Consider the following 14156-nt stretch of genomic DNA (forward strand, 5'->3'; position numbering starts at 1 on the left):
GTCCACCGTCGAGAACGCGGAGCCATGGAGTACGACGAACTCCAGCGGGTGTACGGTCGCGAGGAGTACTACTGGGGCACGGAGCCGAACGAACTGGCCGAGCAGGTGGTGGCGTTCGCGCCCGACCGCGACCGTCCCCGGGTCGTCGACGTGGGTGCCGGCGAGGGCCGGGACGCCGTCTACCTCGCCGAGCGAGGATGCGACGTGCTCGCGGTCGACGTCGCGCCGAACGGGCTGGCGAAGGCCGAGCGACTGGCCGACGAGCGCGACGTGGAGATAGAGACGCGGCAGGCGGACGTGAACGACCTCTCCCTGCCGCCGGTCGACGCCGTCTACTCCATCGGGACGCTCCAGTACCTCCGGCCCGAGAACCGCACGGCGCGGTTCGACCAGTTCGAGGCGGCGACGACGCCCGGCGGCGTCCACGTCCTGTTCGCGTTCGTCGACCACCCCGATATTCCGCCCGCACCCGACTGGGGCGAGGAGGAACACTTCTACCGGCGGGGAGAGCTCCGGTCGTACTACGACGACTGGGAACTGCTGGCCGAGGACGCGCTCGTCTTCGACGACGAGTCCGGCGGCGAACCGCACCGCCACGCCGCCGAGACGCTGGTCGCTCGGAAGCCAGCCGACGAGTAGTGTGAGGGAGACGACGAGGTCGTGACAGAAACCCTGTTATTTCGAGTTCGAGTGAACTCCCTAAGTTTTTAATTCTGGATGGAGAGATGCTAACATGGCGATAGAGACTATCCTGCTCGCCGTAGGACCGGGCGACGCGGAGAGAACCGACAAGCTAGCTTCGGCCGTCGCGGACGTCGCCGGGCCGACCGGCGCGACGGTCGTGCTCGCGCACGTGTTCACCGAAGACGAGTTCGACGAGGTCGTCGGGCGACTCGACTACGACCCATCGGGGACGCCGAACCCCGACGAGGTGGCGGCTCGGCACGCGACCATCCGTTCGCTCGCCAACTCCCTCGACGAGGAGGAGGTCAGATACGCCATCCGGGGAGCCATCGGCCAGCACGGCGAGACCATCGTCGACCTCGCGGAAGACGTCACCGCCGACAGCGTCTTCGTCGGCGGGCGCAAGCGTTCCCCGACCGGGAAGGCGGTCTTCGGGAGCACCGCCCAGGAGGTCATGCTCTCGGCGCCCTGTCCCGTGACGTTCGTCAGGTCGGACTGACCGCCGAACGACGCGGCTCCGAAGATACTCCCTTCTTTCGAACGCGACCGTCCGTCGTCCCGGGAGCCGACGACGTATCGTCCCGCGGGACGAGCGTCGCTCCGGGAACACGGCCGACCGGATGGACCAGTCTCCCCGCGGACAGTATCCGGGGAGTGAACGGTTCAGAGTGCGGGAAACTCCGGTACTCGCTGGCGAGTAAATGCTTGTAGTTAAGTGGGACGACGGCCCTCTTTGGAAGCAAATGGGCTACTACGCGGGCGTCGACCTCGGCGCGACGAACGTCAGGGCGGCAGTCGCCGACGACGAGGGAACGGTCATCGCCGCCCACGAACGACCGACGCCGCAGGGGCCGACCGGCATCGCGGTCACCGAGGCGGTCCTCGACGGCCTTCGCTCGGCCTGCTCCTCCGCGAGCGTCGACCCGTCGGCGGTCCTGGCGGCTGGTATCGGTAGCATCGGTCCCCTCGACCTGGCCGAGGGTGCGGTCGACAATCCGGCGAACCTCCCCGACAGCATCGACCGCATCCCGCTAACGGGACCCGTCGAACAACTCATCCACAGCGACCGGGTGTTCCTCCACAACGACACCAACGCGGGCGTCATCGGCGAGCGGTTCCACAGCGACCGCAACCCCGACGACATGGTGTACGTCACCATCTCCAGCGGTATCGGCGCGGGCGTCACCGTCGACGGCGAGGTCCTCTCGGGCTGGGACGGCAACGCGGGCGAAGTCGGCCACATGATAGTCGACCCGCAGGGCCGGCGCACCTGCGGCTGCGGCCGCGACGGCCACTGGGAGGCGTACTGCTCGGGCAACAACATCCCCGATTACGCCGAGATGCTGTACGAGGACGCCGACGTGGACACCGCACTCCCGGTCGAGGACCCCGACTTCTCCGCGAAGGACGTGTTCGACTACGCGGGCATGGACGCGTTCGCCGACCACGTCGTCGAGCAACTCGCGCACTGGAACACGCTCGGCGTGACGAACATCGCCCAGGCGTACGCTCCCATCGTCGTCCACGTCGGCGGCGCGGTGGCGCTGAACAACGAGGAACTCGTCGTCGACCCCATCAACGAACGCGTCGACGAGTACGTGTTCAACAACGTCCCCGAGGTGCAGTTGACCTCGCTCGGTGACGAAGTGGTGCTGAAGGGGGCCATCGCGAGCGCACTCACCGACGGAACCGGCGACCGGACCCGGATGCGTCGCTGAGGCGGGCCGCCGCTTCGCGGACACCGACCGTCGGCGGACACCGAGATATTTACCCGCCCCGGGCCGAACCTCAGCACATGATACTCTCGGACGCGGACATCCTCCGTCGCCTGGAGGAGGGCGACCTCGTCGTCGACCCGCTCGACGACCCCGCACTACAGATTCAGCCGGCGAGCGTCGACCTGCGACTCGGCGAGCAGTTCCTCGAGTTCCAGCACGCGAACATCCCCTGCATCCACCCGGACAGCGAGAAGGAGGTCGAGAACTACGTCACGGAGACGACGGTGCCGGAGGGCGAGGAGTTCATCCTGCACCCCGGCGACTTCGTCCTCGGGACGACGAAAGAGCGCGTCGAGATTCCGCCGGACCTGCTCGCACACGTCGAGGGACGGTCGTCGTTCGGTCGCCTCGCAGTGGTCATCCACGCGACGGCGGGCGTCGTCGACCCGGGGTACTGCGGCCAGATAACGCTCGAATTGTCGAACCTCGGCACCGCGCCGGTGGCGCTGACGCCCGGCACGCGCATCTCACAGCTCATCTTCACGGAGCTGAAGACGCCGTCCGACCGGCCCTACGGCAGCGAGCGCGGGTCGAAGTACCAGGACCAGGAGGGGCCACAGGCATCCCGCATCGGCGGCGACGAGGAGTTCGGTGGTGACCAGACGTGAAGTTCGCCGAGGAGGTCGTCGTCGAGGAGTTCCTCCCCACCTTCCGGTCGATGCTCGCCGCCGATCTGCGCGAACGCGACCTGACCCAGAGCGAGGTGGCGGACGCGCTCGGCGTGAGCCAGAGCGCCGTCTCGAAGTACGCGCACGGCGAGGTGGCCCAGAACGACCGCGTCCGCGACGACGAACGCGTCCGGCGCCTCGTCGAGGAGATCGGCGAAGGCTTGGCGACGGGCAGCATGAGTCAGGTGCAGGCGCTCGTCGAGGTCGAGGTCCTCGTCCGGCGACTGGAGGACCACGACCTCATCGCGCAGTTGCACGAGGAGGCGATGCCGGCGCTGGAGGGGTACGGCGGCGACTTCGACGTCCACGACCCCGACGACGAACTTCGGTCGACCGAGCGCGTGCTCACGTCGATGCGCCGGGCCATCCGTATCGTCGAGAACACGAGCGGGTTCGCCGCACTCATCCCGGCCGTCGGGGCGAACCTCTGTGAGTGCCTGCCGGACGCCGACGGCATCGACGACGTCGCCGGCATCCCGGGGCGCATCTTCGACGTGAAGGGCCGGGCGACCATCCCGGCCGAACCGGAGTTCGGCGCGAGCGAACACGTCGCCTCCGTCCTGCTGGCGGCCCGGGAGCACGGTAGCGACGCCCGCGCGGCGCTGAACCTGCGCTACGACCTGGACCTCATCGAGCGCCTCGAGGAACTCGGCCACGTCACCGCGGAGTTCGACGCCGAGTACGACGACGTCGCGTCGGTCGTCGGCGAGGCACTGTCGGAGACGTCGGACGCGACCGTTCTGTACCACACAGGCGGGTACGGCATCGAGCCCATCACGTACGTCCTCAGCGACAGCGCGGCGGACGCCGCCCGCGTCGCGCGGAAACTGGCGTAGGGCGTCGTCAGTTCCGGAACGCCCGAACGACCTCGTCCGGCGACGACCCCTCGTCGAGTTGCGCCTCGGCCGTCTCGGCTAGCGAGACGAGTTCGGCGACGGCCGCCTTCCGCGTCCGGACCTGCCCGACCGGGCGAGCGGCGGAGTAGCCGTTCTCGACGCCGTGTTCGAACTGCAGGTTCCAGTCCCCGTCGCCGCCGGTCAGCGCAGACCATATCGCGCGCACCGTCATCCGTCCGTCCCGTCGCTCCATGGCGATTTCCCGGCCGCGGTCCGGCGAGCGCTCCCATCCGTCGGGGAAGTCGGCGGTTTCGAGTGCGGACATACGTTCGAAAAGACCGCTTCGGGGCCAGTGTCTCCTGCCTGCATCTTCATCCCCCTTACGGGGGCCCCTGAATTTGCGGCCGAGAGCGAGAGACGACTCGCCTTCGCCCGCCGTCGGTGGTCCCGGGTTCCCGGGCGTCCTCGACTTCGGACTGGCGTCGGCGACCTCGCACACGTGTCAGCTTCCCCACCACGGCGGATTCGTCATGCACAAAGTATATACTTTGTTAGTGTGTCGGTTTACTTACCTCGGGTAGGGGTACGCGAGGTATTCTTTCGGTGCCGACGGCGAGCGGCCGCGCTGGTCGGTTCGAGCGACGGATACCGTCGCGGACCCCGTCGGCCGGGCGAAAAACGTCCCCGAGGGTCTCAGTCGGCGGCGAGGACGAGGTGGTCGTCGTCGACGTTGGCGACGTCGTCGTCCTGGAGTGCGTACGTGTTCTCGCCGTACTCTCCCACGTCGAAGCGGGTCTTCATCTCCTCGACCCTGTCCTCGTCGGCCTCGACGTGCGCGGTACCGTGCTGGACGTCGGCGACCACGCCCACCTCGGTCCCGTCGGCGTCGACGACTCTCTTCCCTTCGTCTTCTTCCGAGAGTGCGACTGACATCGGGTCGAAGGAGGGTCGCGGCGGGTTTCAGGGCTGTGGCCGACCGGGCGTCTCCGGCGCGGTCGCCCCCTCGTCGCGACCGCGAGCGAACAGGAACGCCGCGAACGCCAGCGGCGACAGGAGCGCGGCGACGAAGCTACCGCCGACCGCCAGTTCGCCCGGTCCCATCGAGGCGGCGCCGCCGCCGTCGGCGGACGCGACGCCGGCCTCCTCGCCGACGACCACGACCCCCGTCATCCCCATCGACTTGTGGGGCGAGCAGACGTACTTCGACGTTCCCGTCTCCTCGAAGGTGTGTTCGAACGTTGCGCCGGCTTCGCCGAGCATCTCGCTCTCGAAGCTCCCGTCCTCGGCGACGACGTTGTGCATCCCCTCGCCGGTCCACTTCCACCGCACGGTGGTTCCGGGGTCGACGCGGACGGCTTCGGGGCCGAACGCGTACGGTCCGCCGTTGCCCTGGACGCCCACCTTCACGATCACTTCGCTCTTTCCCGTCTCGTCGACGACGTCCGGCGCTGTGTTCGCGGCGGCCGGGGTCGACGCCAGCGCGGCGGCTCCGACCGCCCCGCGGACGAACGTTCTGCGGTCGATTTCTGTCATCGAATCACCCCTCGTAGCCCGCGTACTCCATCAGCTGTCCGAAGATGTCCGAGTTCATCGCTTCCTTGTAGACGATGGCCGACAGCATCCCGCCCGGATAGCTGGCCCCGTTGCGGACGTGGTCGACCTTGTGACAGTGCATCAGGTAGATGCCGGGGTCGGCGTCCGCCTCGAACTCCAGCGTGTACCGCTCGGCGGGCGAGACGCTCACCACGTCCTGGGGGAACTGCATCGCCTCCGGGTAGTCGGCGCCGTCCTTCTCGACGATTTTGAACCGGTGGTTGTGCGTGTGCAGCGGGTGCGACATGAACCCGGCGTTGACGAAGTGGATGCGAACGGTGTCGCCCTTCTCGACGATGAACGGCGTGCCGTCCTCGGGGTGGAGCGTGCGCGGCGCGCTCTTGCCGTTGACGGTGAACACGTCCGGGTTGCGCTTTCGCAGGTCGAAGCTGCTGTTCTTGCCGGCGTACATCCGCGAGAGACTGGAGTCCCACTCTCGTACCGTCGCGAAGTACTCCTTGTCGGCCTCCTCGTACCCCTTCGGGTCGACGCGGAGGATGCCGTACATCCCCATCTCCATGTGCATCGGGGTCTGGTAGTGGCAGTGATAGAGGTGAGTGCCGGGGACGTTCGCCGGAATCGTGTAGGTGTGTTTCTCGCCCGGTTTCACCGTGACGCCGGTCGTCGTCGGGACGCCGTCGTTCTTCCACGTCTTCCGGACGCCGTGGAAGTGCAGCGTGTGCGGGTTGTTCATGCCCGAGTTGTCGAGCGTTATCTTCAGGTCGTTGCCCTCGGTCGTCCGGAGGATGGGTCCCGGAACGCTCGGCTCCCTGTCGTCCGCCCGGAACGCCCACGTCTTCGGCAGGTTGACCGGGCCCCCCATCGTGTCGAGGGGGTGTACCTCGTGGCGGGCCGGGACGGCACTCATCGTCACCTCGTGGTTCTGCTCGTCGAGGTCGACGACCTGTGGGACGCTCGTCTTCGGCAGTTTCGCCGCAGCGCCCTTGTTCATCGCCTGCTGGTCGCGCTGTTCCGGCTGGGACGGCGCGGTACAGCCAGCGGCGGCCACGACGCCCGTCGCGCCGGTCGCCTTCACGAAGTCGCGTCGCGAGATACCGGATCCGGGTGCTCCAATTTGAGTCATACACGTACTGCTTGGAATAGAGGGAGTATAAGACGGAACGCCCGTTCTCGCGCATTGAGATGCGTTCTCAGTTGCTGGGAACGGCTCGAACATGTTCGGAGAACGACGTTCTCCGGGGGTTCACGAGAAGTACTTCAGCAGGTCGTCGCGCTTCTGGTCGTGCAGGTGTGTCTTCACCGCCTCCTGGAGCGCGTCGATGTTGCCCCGTTTCGCGCTGATGGGCGCGATGGTGTCTCGCCACTGCTTCCACGGCGGATACAGCCCGAGGCGGTCACAGAGGTCGTTCAGGCGCTCGTCGCGGTCGTCGACCTTGTCCATCTTGTTCACCGCGACGACGGTCGGAACGCCCACGTCTCGGAGGAAATGGAACATTTCCACGTCGTGGGGGACCTCGTCGCCGCCGGAGTGGCGGTCGATGATGTCGACGACACTCTTGCCGTCGACGACCAGCACGCCCACGAGGATATTGTCGGCGTGTTTCTCGATGTACTGTACCACGTCGGTCTTGATCTGCTCGCGGCGCTCCTCGGAGACGCCGGACATGAACCCGAAGCCGGGCAGGTCGGTGAGCACGAAGTCGTCACCGGCCCAGTCGTAGAAGTTCGGCGACCGGGTGACCCCCGGCTTGCCGCCCGTCTCGAACTGGTGGCCGGTCAACTCGCGCATCAGCGTCGACTTGCCGACGTTCGAACGACCGACGAACACGACCTCCGCATCGCGGTCCGGACGACCCTCGAACATATCCGCCCTTTCGCCTCTCGGGGCTTAACCTCCGCGGTTGCACGAACGCTCCCGCAAGCAGGTGGACCAGACCCCCACGGCCGAGCGAACGTCGCCTCTCGCACTCGATGCGATGCCAGCGGTTATTTCGTCCTGCGCGCTCGAAGCGAAACTGTGCGTCACGTAGAGGTCACGATTCCGGCCGGTGAGCGGGAGACGGTAGTCGAGACGCTAGAGGAGATGGGAATCGACTACTACCTGACGGACGCGACCAGCGGACCAGCAGGCGACCGCGAACACACGGCCGTTGCGACGTTCCCACTGCCGGAGACCGCTGTTCAGCCGGTGATCGACGAGCTGCACAGTTCGGGTCTGAGCGAGGACGCCCACGTGGTCATCATCGACGCCGAGGTCGACACCTCGCGGCGTTTCCAGGAACTCACCGAAAGGTTCGAGACCGAAAACAGCGTCGACCGCATCGCCCGGGAGGAGATACTCATCCGGGCGCACGAGCTGTCGCCCCGCTTCTGGACGTTCATCACCATGACGATAATCAGCTCCGTCGTCGCCGCGGCGGGGCTGTTGCTCGACTCGCCGGCGGTGGTCGTCGGGTCGATGGTGATCGCGCCGCTGGTCGGTCCCGCGCTCTCGACCGGCGTCGGGACCGTCCTCGACGAGGACGACCTGTTCCGTCGCGGGGTGAAACTCCAGGCCATCGGCGGGGTCGTCTCCATCCTCAGCGCGACCGTGTTCGCGTTCGCCGTCAGGAGACTGTACCTCTTCCCGCCGAACACGAACATCGCGACCATCGGCCAGATAAGCGGGCGGTTGACCCCCGACTTCCTCTCGCTCATCGTCGCGCTCGGGGCGGGCGTGGCGGGCGTCTTCAGCCTCGCGACCGGCGTCTCGGTCGCGCTGGTGGGCGTCATGATCGCGGCGGCGCTCATCCCGCCCGCCGCCGCGGTCGGCATCGGCATCGCGTGGCTGCATCCGACCGTCGCTCTCAGTTCCGGCGTGCTCGTGCTGGTCAACGTCCTCTCGATAAATCTCGCCGCCATCCTCACGCTCCGGTACATGGGCTACCAGCCCAGGAGCTGGTTCAAGATGGAGCGCTCCCGGCGGGAGATGGTCAAGCGCATCGGCGTACTGGTCCTCGCCATCGCCCTCCTCTCGGTGTTCCTCGGCGCCGTGACCTACTCAACGTACCAGGACGCTCAGTTCGAGCACAACGCGGACGATACAGTCGGCGATACGCTCGGCGAGGCGCCCTACGATGACGTCCAGAAAATCGGGGTCGAGGTGAACTACCGCCAGGGGTCGATGTTCGGCAACGGGATGTTGCCCACGAGCACGCTGTTCCACGAACCCGATCGGGTAATCGTCACCGTCGGGGTACCGTCCGACGGCCGCTACCCGCGCCTCGCGGGTCAAATCGAACGGAACATCGAACGGAGGACCGACGCGGACGTGACCGTCGAGCTCCGCTACATCGAGACCGACCAGGCGAGTTAACCGCGTCGGGCCCGCCACGACCCGACGGGGAGTCGACCTCGGCGGCGGGACGGGCGGCCGAGCGGAGGATTGAACCACCTACCCTGTGACGTTCCGGGCATGGAGACGGTACGCACCCTCCTCGTTGACGCCTTCACCGACGAACCGCTCGCCGGCAACGCAGCGGGCGTGGTCCCGGACGCAGACGACCTGACCGGGGCGCAGATGCAGGCGGTTGCCCGCGAACTGTCGGTCAGCGAGACCGCGTTCTTCGTCGAGAGCGACGACGCCGACCGCCGGGTCCGGTACTTCACGCCGACGACGGAAGTGGACCTCTGCGGTCACGCGACCATCGCGTCGCACGTCCACCTGCTCGAAGACAGCGAAATCGAACCGGGAACCCACTCGCTGGAGACGAACGTCGGCGTGCTCGACGTCGACGTGGCCGAGGACGGTACCGTCTGGATGACGCAGGACGACCCCACCGTCGAGCGCGTGGACGTCGACTACGACAGCGTCGGCGACGCGCTCGGCATCGACCCCGCGGCGCTGCGCGACGTCGGCGCGGACCTGCCGCTGGCCGTCGCCTCGACCGGCCTCCCCTTCCTCGTCGTCCCCGTGAACTTCCTCGAACACCTCGGGAACGCCGACCCCGACATGGCTGCGGTCGAGGCGCTCTGCGAATCGGTGGACGCGGTCGGCGTCTACGCGTTCAGCTTCGACGCCCTGGACGGAGACTCGACGCTCCACGGCCGGATGTTCGCACCCCTCGCCGGCGTCCCCGAGGACCCCGTGACCGGCACCGCCAGCGGCGCGACCGGTGCGTACCTGCGGAGATTCGACGCCTTCGACGAGCCCGAGGCACAGCCTGCCCCAGACGACGCGACCGGTGACAGCGGGAGCGTTCCGGAGGAGATGCGCTTCGAGCAGGGACACTTCGTGGACCGTCCGGGCCACGTCCGCGTGCGCGTCGGCGACGAAGTTCGGGTCGGCGGCCGAGCGGTCACCGCGCTGGAGGGGAGCCTGGTCGTCCCCGAGGCGGACGACGGAGACGACATCCTGGAAGCCTGACCGTGGGCACGTTCGGCGGCGTCGACGGCCAGGCGTCCGGGTCGCTACCGAATGCGGCGGTACTCGTACTGGTCGCGGACGTTCTCGTGGAAGTACGACCCGTGGGAGCGCGCGCTCAGCAGGTCCCGGTAGACGTCGTCGGGCACGTCGAAGTACCGGTAGACGCCGCCGCTCCGGAACGCTATCTCCAGGACCTCCTCCTCCGGTTCGTAGCCGACGCTGGCCAGGTTGGACGAGGCGACGGGCGTCCTGGTCCGGGCGACGTACTCCAGATTCCCGTAGGGAACGTACCCCACCGTGGCCCCCTCGTGGTCGCGGAGGACGACGCCGTGCTGTCCCTCCTCGAAATCGTGGCATTCGACCTGTTCGCCGCCGGAGACGTTGGCTTTCATCGACGGTTCCACGACGGCGACCGGCGTCAAACCATCGGCTTACCGGCCGACCGGTGACGAGTTGAGAAAATACTCGGTTTCGAGTTAATTTGACCGTCGTGACTGGTCGGAAGGTTCTTTATCTATCTTCGTGTGTCCACTCGTACGCACATGGTTGTACTCTGGCTGGACGAGATCAGCGCAGACGACCTCGAACTGGTAGGCGGCAAGGGCGCGTCGCTCGGTGAACTCACCGGGGCCGACCTGCCGGTGCCGCCGGGGTTCGTCGTCACCGCCGGGACTTACCGCGAGTTCATCGAGGAGACCGGCATCGAGGACGAGTTGTTCGAGGCCGTCTCCGTGGACACCGAGGACTCCGCCGCGCTTGCGGAGGCCGAGGAGCGCGCCGAGGAACTCATCCTCGGGACGGACATCCCCGAGGACATGCGGGCGGGCATCCTGGAGGCGTACGATAACCTGGACGACGGCGAGGCGTTCGTCGCCGTGCGCTCGTCCGCGACCGCCGAGGACCTGCCTGACGCCTCCTTCGCCGGCCAGCAGGAGACGTTCCTGAACATCACCGGGGAGGACCTCATCGACCGCGTCAAACGCTGCTGGGCGTCGCTTTTCACCCAGCGCGCCATCTACTACCGCGAGGAGAAGGACTTCGCGCACGACAAGGTCGACATCGCTGTCGTGGTCCAGCGCATGGTCGACGCCGAGAAGAGCGGCGTCATGTTCACCAGCCACCCGTCGACGGGCGACGACAAGATAATCATCGAGGCGGCGTGGGGGCTCGGCGAGGCGGTCGTCTCCGGCTCCGTCTCCCCGGACAACTACGTCGTCGACCGCGCCTCCGGCGCGACGGAGGAGGTCACCATCGCCGACAAGAAGGTGATGCACGTGAAAGACTCCGAGACCGGCGAGACGGTCGAGCGCGAGGTGTCCGACGACAGACGCGAGCAGCGCGTGCTCTCGGACGACGACATCGACCGACTCGTCGAACTCGGCGAGGAGGTCGAGGACCACTACGGCACCCCCCAGGACGTGGAGTGGGCCATCGTCGACGGGACCGTCTACATGCTCCAGTCGCGACCCATCACCACCATCGACGAGGGCGACATCGGCTCCGACGCGGCCGAGGCCGAGAGCGCCACGGAGGGCGTCGCCGACGGCAGCGGCGCGGTCGAAGCCGCGGGCGGCGGCGGTGGAAGCGGCAGTCAGCTCGTGAACGGCCTCGGCGCGAGTCCCGGCATCGCCAGTGGCCCGGTCCGCATCGTCGACAAGCTCGACCAGCTCGACAAGGTCGGCGACGGCGACATCATCGTCACCGAGATGACGACGCCGGACATGGTGCCCGCGATGAAGCGCGCGGACGGCATCATCACCGACGAGGGTGGCATGACCAGCCACGCCGCCATCGTCTCCAGGGAGCTCGGCGTGCCGGCGGTCGTCGGCTCCACGGACGCGACCGACAAGCTGGAAGACGACATGACCATCACGCTCGACGGCGACAAGGGTACCGTCACCGAGGGCCAGCCAGAGACCGAACAGGAGCGCGAACCCATCGAGGACGCCCGCCCGAAGACGCCCGTCAAGCCGATGACGGCGACCGAGGTGAAGGTCAATGTCTCCATCCCGGAGGCCGCGGAGCGCGCGGCCGCCACGGGTGCCGACGGTGTCGGCCTGCTCCGGATGGAGCACATGATCCTCTCGACCAACAAGACGCCCGCGAAGTACCTCGAGGACCACGGCGAGGATGCCTACGTGAACGAGATAATCGAGGGCGTCCGGGGCGTCGCCGAGGAGTTCTACCCCCGACCGGTGCGGGTTCGCACCCTCGACGCGCCGACCGACGAGTTCCAGCAACTGGAGGGCGGGGAGAACGAGCCGACCGAACACAACCCGATGCTGGGCTGGCGGGGCATCCGGCGCAGCCTCGACAAGCCCGAGGTGTTCAAGCACGAACTCGAGGCGTTCCGGGAGCTGTACGACATGGGCTACGACAACGTCGAGATAATGTTCCCGCTCGTCAACGACGCCGAGGACGTCCACCGGACCCGCCGGCTGATGACCGAGACGGGCGTCGACCCCGAAAAGCGCACGTGGGGCGTGATGATTGAGACGCCCGCGAGCGCGCTCCAGATAGAGGAGATGGCCCAGGCCGGCATCGACTTCGCCAGCTTCGGGACGAACGACCTCACGCAGTACACGCTCGCGGTCGACCGGAACAACGAGAACGTCGCCGGTCGGTTCGACGAACTCCACCCCGCCGTGCTCGAACTCATCGGCCAGACCATCGAGTGCTGTCGCGAACACGACATCGACACCAGCATCTGCGGCCAGGCCGGGTCGAAGCCCGAGATGGTCCAGTTCCTCGTCAACGAGGGGGTCTCGTCCATCTCGGCGAACATCGACGCGGTCCGCGACGTCCAGCACGAGGTCAAGCGCGTCGAGCAGAAGCTGATGCTCGACTCGGTGCGCTGACCGCGCCGTCGGCGGGACACGCCGTCACGACGCGACCCGGCCGTTACGGCTCGTCGTGCGTGCCACGTCCGGTCACGCGACCTTTATTATACGTTACCATATACGTGAGTTCGTAGACATGAGTACGCGACCGCTTGCCGCCCTCCTTCTCGCCACCAGCCTGCTCGTCGCAGGGTGCGTCGGCGGACCCACAGGCGGAACGACGACCGCACCGACCACCGACACGACCGACGCGGCCGAAACGACCACCGCGGCCGAAACGACCACCGCGGCCGAAACGACCACCGCGGCCGAAACGACCACCGCGGCCGAAACGACCGCCACGACCACGCTCGACCCGGCGAACGTCGACCTCCCGCCGGGCGTGACGTCCGACGGCGTGGCGAACGCGTCCGCCCTCGTCTCGGCCCACCAAGACGCGCTGGCGGAAACCGGCTACGAGTTCGAACTCCGGACCTCTCGCGATAGCGGAGCCGAGAGCGTTCAGCGCGGTGCCGCTACGGCCGGCCTGTCGTCGATTCTCCTGACCGAGACCGCGACGTCCGACTCGGCCACAGATGAGAGAGCCATGTGGGCCAACGAGTCGGTCGTACTCGTGAAGTACGACGAGGGGAGCACCACCCTGTACAACGAGGTGCGACGAACGTCCGAGGGCCGGACCGGATTCGTCGGACGCGCGACGAAGGCTGCCACGCTCGCGGAGCTACTCCGGACGGGCGAGTTCACCGTAAGCCGCGTCGTGCGGACCGACGAGGGGACGCTCACCACGCTCCGCGCTGACAGCTACTCCGGCGGGGGCTACTTCGGAGAGGTCTCCGAGTACGACGCGACGCTCGTCGTCGACTCGACGGGGCGCGCCCGCGAGTTCCACTGGTCGGTCGCGTCCGAAAGGACGACGTTCGACCGCACCTTCGAACTCACCGCACTCGGTCGAACGACCCTCGATCGACCCGAGTGGACCGACGAGGCGATAGCCGTCCCGTCGCTGACCATCAGTACGACGACGGACTCGGGCCGTCTCGAAATCACTCACGAAGGCGGTGACGTCCTTCCCGCCGGGTCGAAACTCGACGTCGAGCACGACGGCGAAATCTACGTCAGAACGTTCGAGGAACCGCTCGAAGCGGGTGACACGGCCTACTTCTACCTCTCGAGCGACGGCGGCGACCCCGTCCTCACGACCGACGACCCCGGCCCGGAGGCTGGCGTGAGATTCGACGGTAAGTATCTGGTCCGCATCCTGGGTCCGAACGCGAATCCGGTGTACTCGGCGGGGTTCTCCGTCGGCCACGGCGAGTCGTCCTCGGACGAACCGACGACCGAGACGGCGAGCAGGTCCGAGGGCTGACCGGAACGCCGGATAACGGAACCGC

At 67.3% G+C, this 14156-nt stretch carries 15 protein-coding genes; 9 read left to right on the top strand and 6 right to left on the bottom strand.

Annotation, left to right across the window (positions count from 1 at the left end; genetic code table 11):
- The first annotated feature begins 24 nt into the window (after positions 1-24).
- The 5 genes from ACRYA2_RS07130 (at position 25) to ACRYA2_RS07150 (ending at position 3966) form a co-directional block, all read left to right on the top strand.
- On the top strand, positions 25-639 hold the full coding sequence (locus ACRYA2_RS07130; protein WP_433625819.1) for a methyltransferase domain-containing protein: 615 nt from the start codon (positions 25-27) through the stop codon (positions 637-639).
- 94 nt (positions 640-733) lie between these two features.
- Positions 734-1183 (top strand): universal stress protein, encoded by a 450-nt coding sequence (locus ACRYA2_RS07135; RefSeq protein WP_433625822.1) that lies wholly within the window; start codon positions 734-736, stop codon positions 1181-1183.
- 244 nt (positions 1184-1427) lie between these two features.
- On the top strand, positions 1428-2402 hold the full coding sequence (locus ACRYA2_RS07140) for an ROK family protein (RefSeq protein ID WP_433625825.1): 975 nt from the start codon (positions 1428-1430) through the stop codon (positions 2400-2402).
- Positions 2403-2479: 77 nt separating this feature from the next.
- Complete coding sequence (gene dcd / locus ACRYA2_RS07145) at positions 2480-3070, top strand: dCTP deaminase (protein ID WP_433625828.1); 591 nt, start codon at positions 2480-2482, stop codon at positions 3068-3070.
- Positions 3067-3966: a thiamine-phosphate synthase family protein gene (locus ACRYA2_RS07150; protein ID WP_433625830.1), complete on the top strand. Its 900-nt coding sequence runs from the start codon at positions 3067-3069 to the stop codon at positions 3964-3966. The genes dcd and ACRYA2_RS07150 overlap by 4 nt, the downstream gene beginning before the upstream one ends.
- 7 nt (positions 3967-3973) lie before the next feature.
- Here ACRYA2_RS07150 and ACRYA2_RS07155 read toward each other — a convergent pair whose 3' ends face one another.
- The 5 genes from ACRYA2_RS07155 to engB all read right to left on the bottom strand — a co-directional run bounded on the left by ACRYA2_RS07155 (position 3974) and on the right by engB (position 7384).
- Entirely contained in the window at positions 3974-4291 is a 318-nt protein-coding gene (locus ACRYA2_RS07155; RefSeq protein WP_433625834.1) for a hypothetical protein, read from the bottom strand.
- 368 nt (positions 4292-4659) lie between these two features.
- Positions 4660-4899, bottom strand: a complete 240-nt coding sequence (locus ACRYA2_RS07160) for a PRC-barrel domain containing protein (RefSeq protein WP_433625837.1) — start codon at positions 4897-4899, stop codon at positions 4660-4662.
- A 27-nt stretch (positions 4900-4926) separates the two neighbouring features.
- Positions 4927-5499, bottom strand: a complete 573-nt coding sequence (locus tag ACRYA2_RS07165; RefSeq protein WP_433625840.1) for a halocyanin domain-containing protein — start codon at positions 5497-5499, stop codon at positions 4927-4929.
- A 4-nt stretch (positions 5500-5503) separates the two neighbouring features.
- The gene (locus ACRYA2_RS07170) at positions 5504-6643 is read right to left on the bottom strand and encodes a multicopper oxidase domain-containing protein (protein ID WP_433625843.1); all 1140 of its coding nucleotides are present in this window, start codon (positions 6641-6643) and stop codon (positions 5504-5506) included.
- A gap of 120 nt (positions 6644-6763) precedes the next feature.
- Positions 6764-7384, bottom strand: coding sequence for a GTP-binding protein EngB (gene engB / locus ACRYA2_RS07175; RefSeq protein ID WP_433625845.1), 621 nt, complete (start codon positions 7382-7384; stop codon positions 6764-6766).
- Between the two features lie 153 nt (positions 7385-7537).
- On the opposite strand from engB, the gene ACRYA2_RS07180 reads away from it, so the two are divergent.
- Positions 7538-8875 (top strand): TIGR00341 family protein, encoded by a 1338-nt coding sequence (locus ACRYA2_RS07180; RefSeq protein ID WP_433625848.1) that lies wholly within the window; start codon positions 7538-7540, stop codon positions 8873-8875.
- A gap of 99 nt (positions 8876-8974) precedes the next feature.
- Positions 8975-9925, top strand: a complete 951-nt coding sequence (locus ACRYA2_RS07185) for a PhzF family phenazine biosynthesis protein (protein WP_433625850.1) — start codon at positions 8975-8977, stop codon at positions 9923-9925.
- A 44-nt stretch (positions 9926-9969) separates the two neighbouring features.
- Here ACRYA2_RS07185 and ACRYA2_RS07190 read toward each other — a convergent pair whose 3' ends face one another.
- Positions 9970-10317 (bottom strand): KTSC domain-containing protein, encoded by a 348-nt coding sequence (locus ACRYA2_RS07190; protein WP_433625853.1) that lies wholly within the window; start codon positions 10315-10317, stop codon positions 9970-9972.
- Positions 10318-10467: 150 nt separating this feature from the next.
- Here ACRYA2_RS07190 and ppsA point away from each other — a divergent pair, with 150 nt between their 5' ends.
- Both ppsA and ACRYA2_RS07200 read left to right on the top strand, forming a co-directional pair.
- A complete protein-coding gene (gene ppsA, locus ACRYA2_RS07195) occupies positions 10468-12783 on the top strand; it encodes a pyruvate, water dikinase (RefSeq protein ID WP_433625856.1) in 2316 nt (771 codons plus the stop codon).
- A 118-nt stretch (positions 12784-12901) separates the two neighbouring features.
- Entirely contained in the window at positions 12902-14131 is a 1230-nt protein-coding gene (locus ACRYA2_RS07200; RefSeq protein WP_433625859.1) for a hypothetical protein, read from the top strand.
- Positions 14132-14156: the final 25 nt, after the last annotated feature.

The organism is Halomicrococcus pelagicus, from assembly GCF_050954125.1.